The sequence below is a fragment of the Aliiroseovarius sp. F20344 genome (assembly GCF_023016155.1).
Classification (GTDB): domain Bacteria; phylum Pseudomonadota; class Alphaproteobacteria; order Rhodobacterales; family Rhodobacteraceae; genus Aliiroseovarius.
In genome coordinates, this window is record NZ_JALKBG010000008.1 from 795,027 (window position 1) to 812,508 (window position 17,482).

General features: G+C 56.7%; 18 protein-coding genes and 3 tRNA genes. 13 read left to right on the forward strand and 8 right to left on the reverse strand.

Annotation, left to right across the window (positions count from 1 at the left end; all coding sequences use genetic code 11):
• Positions 1-111 precede the first annotated feature (111 nt).
• Positions 112-858 (reverse strand): triose-phosphate isomerase, encoded by a 747-nt coding sequence (tpiA, locus tag MWU55_RS12870; RefSeq protein WP_246937913.1) that lies wholly within the window; start codon positions 856-858, stop codon positions 112-114.
• A gap of 131 nt (positions 859-989) precedes the next feature.
• On the opposite strand from tpiA, the gene MWU55_RS12875 reads away from it, so the two are divergent.
• Positions 990-1,907, forward strand: a complete 918-nt coding sequence (locus MWU55_RS12875; RefSeq protein ID WP_246936586.1) for a 2-oxoglutarate and iron-dependent oxygenase domain-containing protein — start codon at positions 990-992, stop codon at positions 1,905-1,907.
• On the opposite strand, the gene MWU55_RS12880 is transcribed toward MWU55_RS12875, so the two are convergent.
• The 5 genes from MWU55_RS12880 to MWU55_RS12900 all read right to left on the reverse strand — a co-directional run bounded on the left by MWU55_RS12880 (position 1,904) and on the right by MWU55_RS12900 (position 4,471).
• The gene (locus MWU55_RS12880) at positions 1,904-2,212 is read right to left on the reverse strand and encodes a TfoX/Sxy family protein (protein ID WP_246936588.1); all 309 of its coding nucleotides are present in this window, start codon (positions 2,210-2,212) and stop codon (positions 1,904-1,906) included. The genes MWU55_RS12875 and MWU55_RS12880 overlap by 4 nt on opposite strands.
• Entirely contained in the window at positions 2,212-2,604 is a 393-nt protein-coding gene (locus MWU55_RS12885; RefSeq protein ID WP_246936590.1) for an iron-sulfur cluster assembly accessory protein, read from the reverse strand. Before MWU55_RS12885 ends, MWU55_RS12880 begins: the two co-directional genes overlap by 1 nt.
• A 29-nt stretch (positions 2,605-2,633) precedes the next feature.
• The gene (locus tag MWU55_RS12890) at positions 2,634-3,341 is read right to left on the reverse strand and encodes a DUF3307 domain-containing protein (protein ID WP_246936592.1); all 708 of its coding nucleotides are present in this window, start codon (positions 3,339-3,341) and stop codon (positions 2,634-2,636) included.
• Between the two features lie 2 nt (positions 3,342-3,343).
• Entirely contained in the window at positions 3,344-3,985 is a 642-nt protein-coding gene (locus MWU55_RS12895) for a MarR family transcriptional regulator (RefSeq protein ID WP_246936594.1), read from the reverse strand.
• Between the two features lie 120 nt (positions 3,986-4,105).
• Positions 4,106-4,471, reverse strand: coding sequence for an SUF system Fe-S cluster assembly protein (locus MWU55_RS12900; protein WP_246936596.1), 366 nt, complete (start codon positions 4,469-4,471; stop codon positions 4,106-4,108).
• A gap of 262 nt (positions 4,472-4,733) precedes the next feature.
• Between MWU55_RS12900 and MWU55_RS12905 the strand changes: the two genes are divergently transcribed.
• From MWU55_RS12905 to lon, 4 genes are all read left to right on the forward strand, one after another.
• Positions 4,734-4,988 (forward strand): hypothetical protein, encoded by a 255-nt coding sequence (locus MWU55_RS12905; RefSeq protein ID WP_246936598.1) that lies wholly within the window; start codon positions 4,734-4,736, stop codon positions 4,986-4,988.
• A 54-nt stretch (positions 4,989-5,042) separates the two neighbouring features.
• Positions 5,043-6,185 carry a tRNA guanosine(34) transglycosylase Tgt gene (gene tgt, locus MWU55_RS12910; protein WP_246936600.1) on the forward strand — a complete coding sequence of 381 codons (1,143 nt, stop codon included), beginning with the start codon at positions 5,043-5,045 and terminating at the stop codon, positions 6,183-6,185.
• Positions 6,186-6,191: 6 nt separating this feature from the next.
• Positions 6,192-6,677 carry an NAD(P)H-dependent oxidoreductase gene (locus MWU55_RS12915; protein WP_246936602.1) on the forward strand — a complete coding sequence of 162 codons (486 nt, stop codon included), beginning with the start codon at positions 6,192-6,194 and terminating at the stop codon, positions 6,675-6,677.
• 225 nt (positions 6,678-6,902) lie between these two features.
• On the forward strand, positions 6,903-9,308 hold the full coding sequence (gene lon, locus MWU55_RS12920) for an endopeptidase La (protein ID WP_246936604.1): 2,406 nt from the start codon (positions 6,903-6,905) through the stop codon (positions 9,306-9,308).
• An 87-nt stretch (positions 9,309-9,395) separates the two neighbouring features.
• Here lon and MWU55_RS12925 read toward each other — a convergent pair whose 3' ends face one another.
• On the reverse strand, positions 9,396-10,466 hold the full coding sequence (locus MWU55_RS12925; RefSeq protein WP_246936606.1) for a GlxA family transcriptional regulator: 1,071 nt from the start codon (positions 10,464-10,466) through the stop codon (positions 9,396-9,398).
• 89 nt (positions 10,467-10,555) lie between these two features.
• On the opposite strand from MWU55_RS12925, the gene MWU55_RS12930 reads away from it, so the two are divergent.
• The 5 genes from MWU55_RS12930 (at position 10,556) to MWU55_RS12950 (ending at position 11,944) form a co-directional block, all read left to right on the forward strand.
• A tRNA-Val gene (locus tag MWU55_RS12930) sits at positions 10,556-10,631 on the forward strand.
• Positions 10,632-10,669: 38 nt separating this feature from the next.
• Complete coding sequence (locus MWU55_RS12935; protein ID WP_246936608.1) at positions 10,670-11,266, forward strand: histidine phosphatase family protein; 597 nt, start codon at positions 10,670-10,672, stop codon at positions 11,264-11,266.
• A 79-nt stretch (positions 11,267-11,345) separates the two neighbouring features.
• A tRNA-Asp gene (locus MWU55_RS12940) sits at positions 11,346-11,422 on the forward strand.
• A 151-nt stretch (positions 11,423-11,573) separates the two neighbouring features.
• Positions 11,574-11,650: transfer RNA gene (locus tag MWU55_RS12945), tRNA-Asp, on the forward strand.
• Between the two features lie 81 nt (positions 11,651-11,731).
• Positions 11,732-11,944 (forward strand): RND transporter, encoded by a 213-nt coding sequence (locus tag MWU55_RS12950; RefSeq protein WP_246936610.1) that lies wholly within the window; start codon positions 11,732-11,734, stop codon positions 11,942-11,944.
• A 57-nt stretch (positions 11,945-12,001) separates the two neighbouring features.
• Here MWU55_RS12950 and MWU55_RS12955 read toward each other — a convergent pair whose 3' ends face one another.
• Complete coding sequence (locus tag MWU55_RS12955; protein WP_246936612.1) at positions 12,002-13,378, reverse strand: M20/M25/M40 family metallo-hydrolase; 1,377 nt, start codon at positions 13,376-13,378, stop codon at positions 12,002-12,004.
• Positions 13,379-13,637: 259 nt separating this feature from the next.
• On the opposite strand from MWU55_RS12955, the gene hemA reads away from it, so the two are divergent.
• The 3 genes from hemA (at position 13,638) to ispG (ending at position 17,412) form a co-directional block, all read left to right on the forward strand.
• Positions 13,638-14,861, forward strand: a complete 1,224-nt coding sequence (gene hemA / locus MWU55_RS12960; RefSeq protein WP_246936614.1) for a 5-aminolevulinate synthase — start codon at positions 13,638-13,640, stop codon at positions 14,859-14,861.
• Between the two features lie 107 nt (positions 14,862-14,968).
• Positions 14,969-16,195, forward strand: a complete 1,227-nt coding sequence (locus tag MWU55_RS12965; RefSeq protein ID WP_246936616.1) for a helix-turn-helix domain-containing protein — start codon at positions 14,969-14,971, stop codon at positions 16,193-16,195.
• 95 nt (positions 16,196-16,290) lie between these two features.
• A complete protein-coding gene (ispG, locus tag MWU55_RS12970) occupies positions 16,291-17,412 on the forward strand; it encodes a flavodoxin-dependent (E)-4-hydroxy-3-methylbut-2-enyl-diphosphate synthase (RefSeq protein WP_246936618.1) in 1,122 nt (373 codons plus the stop codon).
• The last annotated feature ends 70 nt before the right edge of the window (positions 17,413-17,482 follow it).

The window sequence follows — 17,482 nt, forward strand, 5'->3', positions numbered from 1 at the left end:
GCACGCTCCCTTGAATAACAGTTGCGATGTTAATTAATTGGGGTGATCTGTCAAGATGCGAAAACCCCGACGCAATGGCCGGGGTTAAGAGCAAGTGATTCCTAAAAGGGATCAGGATGATGCAAGCGCCGCGATGATCTGACCGAAATCTTCGGCCTTCAGGCTGGCCCCGCCAACCAGCGCACCATCGACGTTGGACACGCCGAAAATATCAGCGGCATTGCTTGGTTTGACCGACCCACCATAGAGAATGCGCGTTGACAGGCCGACGCCGTCACCAAAGCGGCGCACAAGACGGGCGCGAATAAAATCATGCACGTCGCCGATCTGATCCAGCGTCGGGACTTTCCCTGTGCCAATCGCCCAAATGGGTTCATAGGCGACAACCAAATTTTCACCTGTGACCTGATCGGGTATCGAGCCCGCCAGCTGTCCGCCGATAATATCAAGCGTGTTGTTGGTCTCGCGCTCTTCCAGACTTTCGCCGCAGCAGATCACAACCTTCAGACCAGACTCAATTGCGGCGCGCGCCTTCAAGCGCACATGGTTGTCGCTTTCATTGTGATCTTCGCGACGTTCCGAATGGCCAAGGATCACATGGGTTGCGCCCGCGTCCTTCAGCATCTGGGCCGAGATGTCACCGGTATGTGCGCCGGTTTCGGCATTGTGGCAATCCTGCCCACCGATGGCGATGCCATCCCCGCAGACCGAGGACGCGCGGTGGATCAACGTGGCCGGGGGACAGATCAAGATATCACAATCTGCGTCACCGTAACTTTGCGCCAGCGCCTCCAGCTCGGCCAGGTTGTCTTGCAGGCCATTCATTTTCCAATTGCCCGCTGCCATCTTGCGCCGCATGTCGATCTCCCTTGTGATGTTCGGACTGTTTTCCATTGCGGCGCGCGGGGCGTCAAGTCCTGCGGCCATTTTGCCGTTGATCCGTATGGTGCGTCCTGTAGAAGCGGGCAAGACTATCTATGAGGTTTTCGATGATCCCCAGACTGGATGCTGCCCTGATTGATGCCCGTGACCCCGCCACGATGGCCGAGCTGTTGCGCGGTGTGCAGGAGGTCGGCTTTCTGACCGTTCACAACACGGCGATCAGCAATGATGAACTGTCTGCGACAATTGCGATGTATCGCAAGTTCTTCCATCAGCCCGATGCGGTGAAAGACGTCGTCAACATGGCGAAAACGGGTGCAAATCGCGGGTGGGGGGCCGCAGGCAGCGAGCAAGTGGATCCTGATGCCAATCCCGATTTTAAAGAAGTCTTCGATTGCGGGTTCGAACTGGCCGCGGATGACCCTTTGCGGGCAGAGAACCTGTCGGTCTACGGTGACAATCAATGGCCCGAGCTTGAGGAGTTCCGCGAAGCCATCCAAGCTTACTACGCCAAAGCCTTGGGCGTCGCGATGGGCGTTCTTCGGGGAATTGCGGCCGCGATCGGCGAGGATGAGACCTATTTCGATGCGGCCTTCACCCGACCGATGGCGCTTTTGCGTGGAAACTACTATCCACCGCGCCCGGATTGGGCGGGGGACAAGGATTTCGGAATTGCGGCGCATACGGATTACGGCTGCGTGACGCTTTTGGCCTCGGACGGTGTGGCCGGGCTTGAAGTGCTGGGAGCAGACGAAACCTGGATGCCGGTGGATGCACCGCTTGGGGATTTTGTCATCAACTTCGGCGAGATGCTGGAAATGTGGACAGGTGGCCGGGTGAAAGCGACCTTGCACCGCGTGGTTGGATCAGGGGACGAGCGGGTATCTGTCCCGATGTTCTTCAATCCTAACCACGACACCAATGTGGCCCCGAAAGGCGCGGATCAGGCCATTCTGGCTGGGGACCACATGAAGAAGCGGTTTGATGAGACCTATCTGCACCTGATGACGCGAAACGCCTCTTAAAGCGCGTCAAGCGCGCGGCGGGCCCAATCGGTTGCAAGCTCGGGATCGTCCAAGGCGTCCTCGGGCAGGGTCCAATATCCCATGGTTTTGCCATTCATCCCGAAAATGCGGCTGCCCGCATCCACCATAGCGTCGGCAAAACCGCCTTTCGCTTTCAGGAAGACCTCACCCTCGCTGGACAGGATCGCAAATACTTGTCCGTCGCAGTAAAACGTGGCCCCACCCATCATCTTGCGATGCGTCAGCGGACCCAGCCCGGAAAAGAGCTCTTTCACAAAAGCGATGTCGCTGTTGGTGACAGACATCAGAATTTCGGAGGGGCGTTCAAATCCGCAGGGGCGGCAGAGAGTGTATCGTCAAACTTGATCGATTCACCGCAGCCGCAGGCCTCGGTCACGTTCGGGTTGTTAAACTTGAAGCCGCTTTCCAGAAGCGAGACCTCATAGTCTATCTCGGTCCCGAAAAGGAACATCTGCGCCATCGGGGCGATCATCACGCGGGCATTGCCCTGTTCAACCACCTCGTCATGGGCTTCAACTTCGTCGACATAGTCCATGGTGTATTCCATCCCCGCACAGCCGCCTTTCTTGACGCCGATGCGCAGGCCTTTATGGCCGTCCTTCTCCATCAGCTTGGCAATCTGAGCCTCGGCTGCTGGGGTCATGGTGATAGGTGATTTGCCGGGAATGCCGAACATGTCTGTGATCCTTGTCGCTTGTCCCTAATTTAGGGAAGCAGGGCGGTAATCTCAAGCGGGGGCAGAAGGGAAAGCAGGCCTTGGGTGGCGAAACCTATCAGGATGGCCCAGCCGAAACTGGCCAAAGTGCCGATGATCACATATTCGGCAGTGCGCTGGTCACGGCTTGCGGTGCCAAAACGCAAGATGGATTTGGCGGCAATCAGGAAGCCTACGCCAAGGGGCAGCTCTGCCAGGATCAGGACAAAGACCAGCCCACGCTCCAAAACGCCAATGGTCCAGCCGCCGCCCTTCAGTCCGTTGTTGCGGATCCGCATGGAGTGAGGCTGCATGAGAAGACCCACAGCAAATCCGCCGGCGCGGGTGGCAAGGATAAACCCTGTGGCGAGCGCCATAAGGGGCAAGGCGGTATCGGGCCATACGCCCCAGAGGCTTGGCACGTATGCCGCCACGGCCAAGAGGGTCAGCAGATGCGCCGCTTGATCCCACAGAAAACCCGAAAGTTTCCGGAATCCACCCCATTGCTTCACAGCGTCGATGGCCAGATGGGCGAGGGCAAGCGCCAGCAGTTCGGGCGCGTCATAGACGCCCAGCGCGGCCTGAGCGGTGATCAGCACGATCAAAGCGTGAAGCAGCAAGACCGGAAAGCGCTGCTTGTTGTCGTTGATCCATTTGGTTTGGAACACGAAATCAGCCAGCACATGGGCGAAGAGGAGAGCTGTGAAGGTTTCAATCATGTCTATAGCTCATGCATGTCAATGGCGCGTAATGCGATCCAGATCGATTCAAACCCAGCGCCGTCCAGTGCCTTTGTGATGGCTTGACGAGATTTCCCCAAGCCCTTTGCGACTGAAGAGTAGCTGGGTATTTCTCCGGGTGCCAGCATTGGTAAAATGGCAGCGGCCTGCGCGGGGGTCCAGCTTTGAGAGATGTGGTCTACCAATACAAAGGCTGCGCTGACCGCTCCGATGTCTTGATGGCTGAGTTCGACACTCACGGTTTTGGATTTCATACTGTCAAGAAGGCGACCGCTTTCAACAAACACCTGATCTGCGGACATGTTCAGATCGATGCCCGGCTGGATTGGCCCAGCTTCGCCCTCAGCCACCGCCATAAATGTCGAAAACTCTTTGCCTTCGCATCTCAACGCTGCCCGAAAGGCCAATGCAGATCGCAGTGCCAGTTCAGGCCGCGCAAGCCGTACCTGCCACCCATCCCCGCGTTGGCGGGTGAAGTGGAGGTCTTCTCCGTGCCATTCAGCCAAAGTCTCGGCGCAGTCCGAAAGCGCCTCAAATGCGCGCTCCAGATCCTCGGGCGACATCTGGGTCGAGCCGATGATGTCCCCGGTCAAGACAGCGATATTCGTCAGTTTTTCAGTCATGGTGCAACCATAATAGGTTGCGAATGACTAAATGCAACCTTTTTTGGTTGCGATTCAAGTTTAGCAACCCTTTTCGGTTGCCTTTCACGTTTCGCAATCCAAATGGGTTGCGCTGGGCGTTTACATAAAGCCCAGCTCCAAACGTGCTTCGTCCGACATATTCTCCATGCCCCAGGGCGGTTCCCATGTCAGTTCGACATTGACCTGCTTCACGCCTGCGACTGGTTCGATCGCTTCGACCAGCCAGCCCGGCATCTCGCCCGCCACTGGGCAACCGGGGGCGGTAAGGGTCATGATCAGGTCGACTTCGTTCTGGTCGTTGATCTCGATCGTGTAAACGAGGCCAAGATCAAAGATATTCACCGGGATCTCGGGATCATAGACAGTGCGGCAGGCTTCAACCACTGCATCATAGAGCGGGTGTTCGACGCTGGACGGCTTGATCAGGGGTTCCCCTTCGATCCGTGTATCGGCTGTATTGGTCATGTTGGTCTCGTTCTAATCCTGAGCAAACATATAGGGTTCTCGTGGCCAGAGGTCCAGAGCTGCAATGTGTCACATGGTAAAGTGACGAAAAGATTGCTTGAACACTCGCTTAAAAAGGTCCAAGGGGACTCAGCTTTATATTGACGAAGAAGTGGCCAATTTTCGCCATAGTTGTGGGGCAACCCTAGCCGAAGCGAAGAACCATTTTCGATTGATACATTCGCTCACGGGTGTTGGGGATTAATTAAGGGATCGTGGCGGTATGACCACGGATATTGAAGGCCCTTCGAAACGAGGGTCGATTAAAAAAAATCGGATTGATCAATTGTCGGAAGCGGCGCAGATGGTTCAGGGATTTGCCTATGACCTTGCCGCTTATCTCGATCCAATCACGACAACCGAGTTGATGTTGACCAGCAGAAGGCTGGAACGTCTGGCTGAGCGCTTGTCGAAAGAGCCCGATGTGCTGGCGGCGTTGGTCAAATTGGATGATGCCGGAGCAGAGGTTGATGGCTAAGGCCATCTGACAAAAGCGCTTGGCTTTCGGGCTGTGTTGGGTCACATCTCGGCCATGACTGATCAAAGCACGAAAAACTTCTCGTACACGCTTAAGGCCACGGATGGGATGGCACGCACCGGGGTGATATCAACGCCTCGCGGCGACATCCGCACGCCAGCCTTCATGCCTGTGGGCACTGCGGCCACTGTGAAGGCGATGATGCCTGAAAGCGTTGCCGCGACAGGTGCGGACATTCTGTTGGGCAACACCTATCACCTGATGTTGCGCCCCACCGCAGAACGGATCGACCGTTTGGGTGGGCTGCACAAGTTCATGAATTGGGACAAACCGATCCTGACGGATAGCGGCGGGTTTCAGGTCATGTCTCTGGCAAGCCTTCGCAAGCTGACCGAGAAGGGCGTGACCTTCAAATCGCATATCGACGGGTCCAAGCATGAGCTGACGCCGGAACGGTCTATGGAAATTCAGCGCCTGTTGGGTTCGGACATCGTCATGTGCTTTGACGAATGCCCGGCATTGCCCGCTGATCGTGACCGGATTGCCGAAAGCATGCGCTTGTCCATGCGCTGGGCCGAGCGGTCACGTGAAGCGTTTGGGGATCGGCCAGGATACGCGCTGTTCGGTATCATGCAGGGCGGACTTGAACGGGACTTCCGCGAGGAAAGTGCTGAGGCGCTGAAGGCCATCGGGTTTGAAGGCTACGCGATCGGCGGTTTGGCCGTGGGCGAGGGGCAGGAGGCCATGTTTGGCTGCCTCGACTTCGCGCCGGGGTTTCTGCCCGAAGACAAGCCCCGCTACCTGATGGGTGTCGGCAAGCCAGACGACATTGTTGGGGCCGTAAAACGTGGAGTGGACATGATGGATTGCGTGCTGCCGTCGCGGTCGGGCCGCACCGGTCAGGTTTGGACCCGCATGGGTGTTCTGAACATCAAGAACGCGCGCCATCAGGACGATCCGCGCCCGATTGACGAGAATTGCACCTGTCCGGCCTGCGCCAACTACTCACGCGCCTATCTGCATCACGTCTTCCGCTCGAACGAGATGATCTCGGGCATGCTGCTGACATGGCACAACCTGCATTACTTCCAAGAAATCATGCAGGGCATGCGGGATGCCATTTCCGAGGGCCGGTTTGATGCGTGGGAGGCTGATTTCCACGCGACACGTGCCCAAGGGGATATTGATCCGCTATAAGGGGATATGGCTGAGCTTCTGATCATATGGCATTCGCGCACGGGCGGCAGTCAACAGATGGCCGAGGCTGCCTATCACGCGGCGCAACCCGAAGGGCCAGCACGCATAATGCGCGCCGAAGATGCCCAGCCTGACGATCTGCTGGCTGCATCGGGATATCTGTTTTGTGCGCCCGAAAATCTGGCCAGTCTGTCGGGTCAGATGAAAGAGTTCTTCGATCGTTGCTATTATCCTGTTCTGGGCAAAATCGAAGGCCGACCCTATGCGCAGATGATATGTGCCGGATCGGACGGGCAGGGGGCGGCGCGTCAGTTGGCGCGCATCGCAACAGGATGGCGGCTGCGCGAGGTCCAGCCCGCACTGATCCTTTGCACCCATGCCCAAACGCCGGAAGGGATTCTGGCACCTAAGAACCTGACCGATGATCAGCTTCAGCCGTGCCGCGAAATTGGGGCCGCAATGGCCGCCGGGCTTGCACTGGGCGTCTTTTAGCGCCACTGGCCCCGTTTTTCCTGTGGATATCCTTCTCAGACTCTTGTGGAACCGCGCACGGACCGTCACAATGCTGCGAAATACAGGTCAATAGGTGGTTGAAACCCGCTGATCATACACCCAGATAGGCGTAACCGGCCTTTCATCTGAAGGCTGACAATCCGGAGGTGATCCGAGCTGCCGCACAGCGGGGCCGCATCATCTGCCCAATAACAAGGATTACCCATGAGTGAGCAACTGAGCCAATCCTTCCCGGTCCTTCCGCTGCGTGACATTGTGGTCTTCCCACATATGATCGTGCCGCTGTTTGTGGGACGCGAAAAAAGCGTTCGCGCGCTGGAAGAAGTGATGGCTGATGACAAGCAGATCTTGCTGTCCAGCCAGATTGATCCTGCCATTGACGAACCCGATGTCGAAGGCATCTATGAAGTTGGCGTCTTGGCCAATGTTCTGCAATTGCTGAAGCTGCCCGACGGCACCGTGAAGGTGTTGGTCGAAGGCCAGTCGCGTGTACGCATCACCGATTATGTGGACAACGCAGACTATTTCGAAGCCTTTGCCGAGATTATCGAAGAGCGCCCCGGCGACGCCAATGAGATCGAAGCGCTTCTGCGCTCGGTCGGGGACGAGTTCGAGCGTTACGCCAAGATCAAGAAAAACATCCCGGAAGAGGCGCTGGCCGCCGTTTCCGAAACCCGCGCACCTGACAAGCTGGCTGACTTGGTCGCCGGTCATCTGGGCGTGGAAGTCGACCAAAAGCAAGAGCTTTTGGAGACCTTTGTCGTGTCTGAACGGCTTGAGAAAGTCTATGGCTTGATGCAGGGCGAAATGTCTGTCCTGAAGGTCGAGAAGAAGATCAAGACCCGCGTGAAGTCTCAGATGGAGCGCACCCAGCGTGAATACTATTTGAATGAGCAAATGAAGGCCATTCAGAAAGAGCTGGGCGACGGCGACGAGGGCCAGAACGAGCTGGCCGAGCTGGAAGAAAAGATCGAAGAAGTTAAGCTTTCCAAGGAAGCGCGCGAAAAGGCGGATGCCGAGCTGAAGAAGCTCAAGAACATGTCGCCCATGTCGGCGGAAGCCACGGTTGTGCGCAACTATCTGGACTGGATGCTGGGTCTGCCATGGGGCAAGAAAAGCCGCGTGAAGAAAGACCTGAACAATGCCCAGAAAGTGCTCGACGCTGATCACTACGGGCTTGAGAAGGTTAAGGAACGGATCGTCGAGTATCTGGCTGTTCAGCAGCGATCAAAGAAGCTGAAAGGCCCGATCATGTGCCTTGTTGGCCCTCCGGGTGTGGGTAAAACTTCGCTGGGGAAATCGGTTGCCAAGGCGACGGGGCGCGAGTTCATCCGCATCTCGCTGGGTGGCGTACGTGACGAAAGCGAAATCCGCGGTCACCGTCGGACCTATATCGGGTCTATGCCCGGTAAGATCATTCAGGCGCTGAAAAAGGCGAAAACCACGAACCCGCTGATCCTCTTGGATGAGATCGACAAGATGGGGCAGGATTTCCGTGGCGATCCCGCATCGGCGATGCTGGAAGTGCTTGATCCGGAACAGAACTCGACCTTCGTCGATCACTATCTTGAGGTCGAATATGACCTGTCGAACGTGATGTTCCTGACCACGGCGAACTCCTACAACATGCCCGGACCGCTTTTGGACCGGATGGAGATCATTTCGCTGGCCGGATATACCGAGGACGAGAAGCGCGAGATCGCGTCGCGTCACCTTCTGCCCCAGACCATTCAGGATCACGGGCTGAAAAAGGGTGAGTTTGCGGTGCCGGAAAGCACTCTGACTGACATCATCCGGTACTACACCCGCGAAGCTGGTGTGCGGAACCTGAAGCGCGAGCTGGCAAAGCTGGCGCGGAAAGCCGTGACCAAACTGGTGAAGAAAGAGGTCGAAACCGTCGAGGTTACACCCGATCTGCTGGACGACTATCTGGGCGTGCGCAAGCATCGCTTCGGTCTTGCCGAAGAGGCTGACCAAGTAGGTGTTGTCACCGGTCTGGCTTGGACCAGCGTTGGTGGCGATCTGTTGTCGATCGAGGCGCTGCGCCTGCCGGGCAAGGGCCGTATGAAGACAACCGGGAAACTCGGCGACGTCATGAAGGAATCGATTGATGCGGCCAGTTCTTATGTCCGTTCGATTGCGCCTGAGATTGGTGTGAAGCCGCCCCAGTTCGAAAAGTGGGACATCCACGTGCATGTGCCGGAAGGTGCGACGCCCAAGGATGGCCCATCAGCAGGTCTGGCCATGGTGACGTCCATCGTGTCTGTCCTGACGGGCATTCCGGTGAAGAAAGACATCGCCATGACGGGCGAGGTTACTTTGCGCGGCAATGCGCTGGCCATTGGCGGCTTGAAAGAGAAGCTGTTGGCGGCCCTGCGTGGAGGCATCAAGACGGTTCTGATCCCGCAGGAAAACGAAAAGGACCTGCGCGAGATCCCGGACAACGTGAAAGAGGGGCTGACCATTATCCCCGTAAGCCACGTCTCTGAGGTTCTGGAACACGCCTTGGTGCGCAAACCGGAAGCTGTCGAATGGGATGAAGCGGCGGAAGAAGCAGCTGCCAAGGCCCTAGCGAAAGAAGCCGGGACCTCGGGTGCTACAGCGCATTAAGTTAGCCGCCTTAAAATGAATGAAAGGGCGCGGCCGTGAATGCCGCGCCCTTTTTCGTTTCTGCCTGATCTGCGGACTGCTGACCTGCTATCCCCCGCCGGCTGAAAACCGATGTGGGGACATGCCAAAGGTTTCGCGGAATCGTTTTGAGAAGTAGGCGGCAGAATCATAGCCGCAGGCGATGGCCACATCGACAACAGGCATATCCGTTTCAGCCAAAAGAATGCGAGCGCGTTGCAGGCGCAGGTCCTGAAGATACTTCTTTGGGGTCGTATTCAGGTGGTGGCGAAACAGACGCTCCATCTGGCGGCGTGAAATGCCCAATTCCTCGGTGACGTGATCCAGATTAACGCTGTCTTCAAGGTTCTCTTCAAAAAAGGTCAGAACCCGCACCAACTTGTCATTGCGCACCCCAATCGTTGCCGAGGTGGAGCTTTGCTGGCGATCGGTCTCGGAGCGTTGAACCGTGTGCAGACACATGTTCAGAACGGCTTGTGCAAGCACGGGACCATGCGTGTCATAGATCAGGCGCAGGAACAGATCTGTCGCTGCCGCACCCCCGCCACACGTCATCACGCGATTGTCGATTGTGTAAAGCTGCTCGACCGGATCAAGGTCCGGGAAATGTTCACGAAACGGGGCGATGTTTTCCCAATGCAGGGTGAACTTGTGGCCCCCAAGGATGCCCGCTTTGGCCAGCGTGTAGGCGCCTGTGCAAAGTGATCCGACCGTATGCCCCATGCGCCATTGCAACCGCACCCAGTCGGACACCTTACCTGACACAGATCTTTCGGGCTGTACGCCGGAACAGACAAATACTCGGCTGTTTGGGGGGATGTCGCCCAGCGGCTGGTCGATGCCAATCTCAATCCCGTTTGAGCAACGAACGTTTTCCCCATCTTCGGACATTGTGGTCCAGCTATATAGGCTTTGACCTGTCAGTTGATTGGCAATGCGCAACGGCTCGATCGCGGACGTAAACGCCAGCATGGATAGGTTGTCGAGCAACACGAAAACAATCGGGTCTGGCGCGACCTGAGAGGCGATGGCGACATGGGCGACGCCCTTGGGAACGACGGGTTCTGGCATGGCAAACCTGCTAATCTGATGTGTAATCTTAACGTTGTTTGACCACCAAACAAAGTTAAGCAGCGTCATGTTGCAAACTGCTTGCGTCAGAAATTAAAAAAAGTGGATTTCCCCTCTTGCCAACCCCGGACGAATAGCGATATGTCGCGTCCCACGGCGGGTGATTAGCTCAGTTGGTAGAGCGCTTCGTTTACACCGAAGATGTCGGGAGTTCGAGTCTCTCATCACCCACCATTTACTCCCTACAGCAAGTACCACATGATGCTTTCATCATGGATTCTGTTTTTCCAGACCTATACGTTATTCGCCACGGCCAGACCGAATGGAATGTTGCCCGTCGTCATCAGGGGCGGCTGGATTCGCCATTGACCGAAAAGGGCCAGACACAAGCCCGCGACATGGGACAGATGCTGTCGCGCAGGGTGGCTGGGCGCATGGACATACAATCTTTCAGTTCACCGCAGGGGCGGGCGCTTCATACAGCACAGATTGCGCTGACCCCGCTGGGCTGGCAGGTGACACAGGATGCGCGTCTTTGCGAAGTCTCATATGGAGCTTGGGAAGGCCTTACGCGAGACGAGATTGACGCAGGATGGCCTGAACAGGCGGCGTATGCCGAACAAAATCCGGTTGAATGGAATTTCTCATCGCCAGGCGGGGAAGGGCTGCATGATCTGAAGGCCCGTGCGGACAGTTTTCTGCGTGAATTAACCGGACCCGCGATAGTCTTCACCCATGGCGTCCTGTCGCGCGTTCTTCGGGCGCAGTGGCTTGGGTTGAATGAATACGAAATGCTGGAGCTTCCGGGCGGGCAGGGGATTATTTTCCACCTAAGTTCCGATGGTGGGCACCGCGTGATCGAAAAATAATCTGAAATTCGCAAAAGGCCGCTTGACGCCCCCGGCGGCTGGCCCTAGAACGCCCAAACAGTCGCAAGACTGGCAGTGAGCGGTTGTAGCTCAGATGGTTAGAGTACCGGCCTGTCACGCCGGGGGTCGCGGGTTCGAGCCCCGTCAACCGCGCCACCACTGCCTGAAAGAAGCCCCGCCTTTGGCGGGGTTTTTTCTTTGTGCAGCCTAGCGATTCCACGTCATGAATTCGGACCAGGTTTTCGCTTCTCACAGCGCGTTTTTCCATTGACCACTTGGCGACCTCGGGCTATTCACGCCGCCACGCGCGGTTGTAGCTCAGTTGGTTAGAGTACCGGCCTGTCACGCCGGGGGTCGCGGGTTCGAGCCCCGTCAACCGCGCCACTTCACCACATTTCGTCAGATCATCAGGCCTGCTAGGCAGGGCTGCTGTTGTGGCGAACCCCCTTGGTGCAGGAGATCCAAATGTCCATTATCGACGAGATGCCATTCTCACTGATCTTGGTGGCGTGTTTGACGCTGGGCCTTGCGCCTTTTGCGCCGCCACATATTTGGGAAAAGCTAGGGATGCTCTTTTCCGGCACGTTGACCAAACCCGTGGATATCTTCGATTTCCTGCTGCATGGCATGCCTTGGATCATCCTAGTTCTAAAGCTGTTTCGCCTCAGGCGCGCATAAGAAAACCCCGGCAGGCAATGCTATCGGGGTTTCATGAGTTTTGGTTTCCAATACGGATCAGGTCAGTTCAGCAAGAATGCGCGCCCAGCTGCGGATGCCCTTATGGAAGCTCTCCAGATCGTATTTCTCGTTCGGGGAGTGGATTTTGTCATCGTCATTGGCAAAGCCCACCAGCATGCTTTCCATGCCGAGGATCGACTTGAAATAGCCCGCGATGGGGATCGAACCGCCCATGCCAGCGAAAACCGCGTCGCGATTCCATTCATCCGACAGGCCTTTCTGGGCGGCGCTGAATTCGGGGCGGGTGATGTCCATGACGGCGGCGGGTGAGCCTTCCAGATCATTGTCCCAGACCACTTTCATATCCGGCTTCAACTGCGCCTCCACATGCGCGCGCACGCGATCGCGCAGCTTGTCGGGATCCATATCGCCCACAAGGCGACAGGTGATCTTGCAGTGTGCCTCGGACGGGATGACAGTTTTTGAACCAACACCGTTATAACCGCCCCAAATGCCATTTACCTCGAGCGTCGGGCGTGCCCATTGCTGCTCCAGGCAGGACCGATCTTTTTCTCCGTGGCACTGCGTATAGCCCGCATTGTCCAGATAGGCTTTTTCGTCGAAGCCCGAGTTCTCCCATCCCTGCAACTGCTGGGTGGGGGTGTCGTGAACGCCTTCATAGAATCCGTCCACCGCCACCTTGCCGGTATCATCATCATAGAAGCTGGCTACGATACGGGACATTTCGCGCAGCGGGTTCAGGCCGGGGCCGCCGTAATGGCCTGAATGCAGATCTAGTTTGGGCCCGATCAGCGTGAACTCATCTTTCAACATGCCGCGCAGCTGGCTTGAGATAGAAGGAACACCGGGGCTTACCATCGAGGTGTCGCAGATCAGCGCAATATCCGCAGTCAGCTCATCGCGATTCTCTTCCATGAACGGGATCAAGGACGGCGAGCCTGATTCCTCTTCGCCCTCAAAAAAGATGGTCAGCTTTGCGGGAAGGGACCCATGCACCTCTTTCCAGGCACGGCACGCTTCGACAAAGGTCATGAGCTGGCCCTTGTCATCGGACGCGCCACGGGCGCGAATGATCTTGCCGTCGGGGGTGTCTTCGACGAACGGTGCAAATGGGTCATGGTCCCATTTGTCCAAAGGATCCACGGGTTGAACGTCGTAGTGGCCGTAAAACAAAAGATGCCGATCACCATCTCCGCCATGACCAACGACCATCGGATGGCCCGGTGTGTCGCGTCTATCAGTTTGAAAACCAATGGTTTTAAGGTCATCGACCAACCAATCGGCAGCAGTAGTACAGTGCTGAGCGAAGGCTGGATCCGTGGAAATGGACTGAATGCGCAACAGTTCAAGCAAGCGGTCGATGGCATCGGGAAGGTCCGCGTCAATACGGTCCAGGACTTTATCAAGCGACATATGGTGTCTCCGGTATCGGGATTTTGGCCGGGAGCCTAACACCCTAATGGCCACTGTCCAGACCGATTGCCTGCGGGACGAGTTGTCGCGCCGGATCGGAAAACTCTTCCGTTTGAGGTGGATCAATGTAAAACCCCGATCAGCCCCTTAAATGGGGCGAGCGAACAGGCGCAACATACATTTTTTTGAATGTGTTTTGCGGGGGAATCCCTGTATAAGGCTGCTTAGGGAACTGGATGAAACGGCCCGGGAGGGTAACTTGGACTACAATCATAAGCTGGATGAGGCGCTGTCGCGCCTGCACGAAGAAGGGCGTTATCGCACCTTTATCGAGATTGAGCGCGCGAAGGGGCAGTTCCCCCATGCGACATGGCTCAAGCCCGATGGGTCCGAAGCTCCTGTCACCGTTTGGTGCGGCAATGATTATCTTGGCATGGGACAGCATCCGGCTGTTCTGGAAGCAATGCACGAAGCGATTGACGCAACGGGTGCAGGGTCGGGCGGGACGCGCAATATCTCGGGCACGACTGTTTATCACAAGCGTCTGGAAGCCGAGATTGCGGATCTGCACCAGAAAGAAAGCGCGCTGCTTTTCACCTCGGCCTACATTGCGAATGACGCAACCCTGTCCACGCTGCCCAAGCTGTTCCCCGGCCTGATTATTTATTCCGACGAATTGAACCACGCCTCGATGATCGAAGGTGTGCGCCGCAATGGCGGTGCCAAGCGCATCTTCCGCCACAATGATGTCGAACATCTGCGCGAACTCTTGCAGGCCGATGATCCGGCGGCGCCCAAGCTGATCGCGTTCGAAAGTGTGTACTCGATGGACGGCGATTTTGGCCCGATCGAAGAGATCTGCGATCTGGCGGATGAGTTCGGCGCCCTGACCTATATCGACGAAGTGCACGCCGTGGGCATGTACGGCCCGCGCGGGGCAGGGGTCACAGAACGTGACAATCTGGCCCATCGGATCGACATCATCAACGGCACGCTGGCGAAAGCTTATGGCGTCATGGGCGGCTATATCGCAGCTTCGCACAAGATGTGTGACGCGGTACGCTCCTACGCACCGGGCTTCATTTTCACCACATCGCTGCCACCCGCTGTGGCCGCTGCTGCTGCCGCTTCGGTGAAGCATCTGAAATCAGATCAGGAATTGCGCGACCAACATCAGACGCAAGCCAAGATCTTGAAAACCCGCCTGAAGGCTATGGGGCTGCCGATCATTGATCATGGGTCGCATATTGTTCCAGTGATCGTGGGCGATCCGGTTCACACCAAGCAGCTTTCCGATATGTTGTTGGAAAACTTCGGTATTTATGTTCAACCGATCAATTTTCCAACCGTCCCACGCGGCACTGAAAGGCTTCGGTTCACGCCGTCTCCGGTGCATGGACCGGACGAAATGGATAAGCTTGTTCGCGCGCTGGACAGCCTCTGGTCGCATTGTGAGCTAAATCGTGCCGAACTCTCTGCTTAGGCGGAAAGTTAATATACACAAATTTGCGTGATGTGTTACCTTCCCTCAACGGAAACGGTGGACCACGAATCGTTTCCTTGGGACAATGAGGCATCAGGAGCAATCGTATGATCGGGCGTTGGAGCACGTCTCAGGTCGAGGAGGAAGAACAACCTACTGGGTTTGATTCCTACGAGGTCCTGTTGGGCGACGTGATGCGCGGCGAACGCGCGACGCTTGGAAAGTCCCTTCTGGATGTTCAGCGCGAGCTGAAAATCAAAGCCAACTACATTGCAGCAATCGAAAACTCAGACCCGTCAGCCTTTGCATCGCAAGGCTTTATCGCGGGTTATGTTCGCTCGTATGCGCGATATCTGGGCCTTGACCCGGAATGGGCCTATTCGACCTTCTGCAGAGAAGCTGGATTTGAAGTTGATCGGGGAAACTCGAAAGGCCTGATGAGTGAGAAAAAGGCAGAGCGGAATCCCGAGTATCGCGGTGATCCTCTGTCCAATCCACAAGCCAGCTGGGTCCCGAAAAAGGAAAGCGTTTTCACGGGTGTTGAACCCGGCGCGATTGGCTCCATCTCCATGCTTTTGCTGCTAATCGGCGGCCTTGGCTATGGCGGTTGGGCCATGCTGAAAGAAGTTCAGCGCGTTGATTTCGCCCCGATTGAACAGACGCCCGGCGTTTTGTCAGAGCTGCCTGATTTCGGCGCTGCAACCCCGAACACAATCACCGATGAAACCGAGCTTGCGTCGGCCGCAGGGCTAAACACACCCCCGTCCGTCGAGGCGCTGGATCGCCTTTATCGCCCTCAGGCGCTGGAAGTGCCGGTGCTGACCCATCGTGACGCACCGATTTCGACGTTGAACCCGAATTCGGTTGGCGCTCTGGCTGGGCTTCAGACGCCCTCGCTTGATCTGCCGGAAGAGACTTTTCCGGAAAGCGCGACACGTTTGGCAGCGGCATCTGGTGCTGGTGCAACTGTACCCGAAAGCGGCGTGCAGGTTTTGGGCGCGGATGCAGCGGATGTTGCCGTGTTTGCAGTCCGCCCATCCTGGGTCCGTATTCAAGCCGCTGATGGCAGCGTAATCTTTGAGAAAATCCTCGATGCGGGTGAACATTACGTGCTGCCAAAGACCGAACAGGCTCCTGTTTTGCGGTCGGGCAATGCGGGGTCCGTTTACTTTGCTGTGAACGGCGCGGCCTATGGCCCCGCCGGCGATGGTCCATCGGTTGTAAAGAACGTGGCATTGTCACAAGAGGCCGTGTTGGAAAACTTCGCATTGGCCGATTTGGAAGGCGATGCCGACCTTGCGACCGTTGTGGTCGAGCTTCAAGCGACCGAGTAACCGCGCATTCTTAGATCTATTTGCGGGCATGCCTTGTCGCCTAGGGGGTGGCAGGTTATCTCTCACTCCAAGTGAACCCATTTGGAAGCCTGCACATGTCTCACAATCCCATTCGTCCGTGGCGTGATATCGAGCGTCGGAAATCCCGGCAGATCATGGTTGGGAATGTGCCCGTAGGGGGCGGTGCGCCGATTGCGGTGCAAACCATGACCAACACGGACAGTTCGGATGTGAAGGCGACGCTGGGACAGGTTCTGGCCGCTGCCGAGGCAGGTGCAGATATCGTACGCATTTCGTGCCCGGACGTGTCGTCAACCACGGCGTTGAAAGAGATCGTGGCCGAAAGCCCGGTGCCGATCGTGGCGGACATCCATTTCCACTACAAACGTGCCATCGAAGCCGCCGAGGCAGGCGCCGCCTGCCTACGGATCAATCCCGGCAACATCGGGGATGCGGGGCGTGTGCGTGAGGTGATCAAAGCCGCCAAGGATCACGGCTGTTCCATCCGTATAGGGGTGAACGCCGGATCGTTGGAGCGCCATCTGCTTGAAAAATATGGGGAACCTTGCCCTGAAGCGATGGTGGAAAGCGGGTTGGAGCATATCCGGATCCTCGAAGACAACGACTTCCGCGAATACAAAATCAGCGTGAAAGCCTCGGACGTGTTTCTGTCGGCCGCCGCCTATCACGGCATTGCGGACGCAACGGACGCGCCGATTCACCTTGGCATTACCGAAGCTGGCGGCTTCGTTTCTGGCACGATCAAATCTGCAATTGGTCTGGGCAATCTTCTTTGGGCCGGTATCGGCGATACGATCCGCGTCAGCCTCTCAGCCGATCCGGTGGAAGAAGTGAAGGTGGGGTTTGAAATCCTGAAATCCCTTGGTCTGCGCCATCGCGGTGTGAACATCATCTCGTGCCCATCTTGCGCACGTCAGGGGTTCGACGTGATCAAAACCGTGGCCGAGCTGGAAGACCGCCTGGCGCATATCCACACCCCCATGAGCCTGTCAATCATTGGCTGCGTGGTGAACGGACCGGGCGAGGCGTTGATGACCGATGTGGGCTTTACCGGCGGTGGTGCCGGGTCTGGCATGGTGTATGTTACTGGCAAGCAAGACCACAAGCTCGACAACGAAAAGATGGTGGATCACATCGTTGAGTTGGTTGAAAAACGCGCCGCACAGATCGAGGTAGAAGCTGACGCCGGAACATAGACTTTAGTTTAGGAATTTGGTGAGCGCCTATTGATCCTTACCCAGGGTCACCCCATCTAAACTCTGTCGT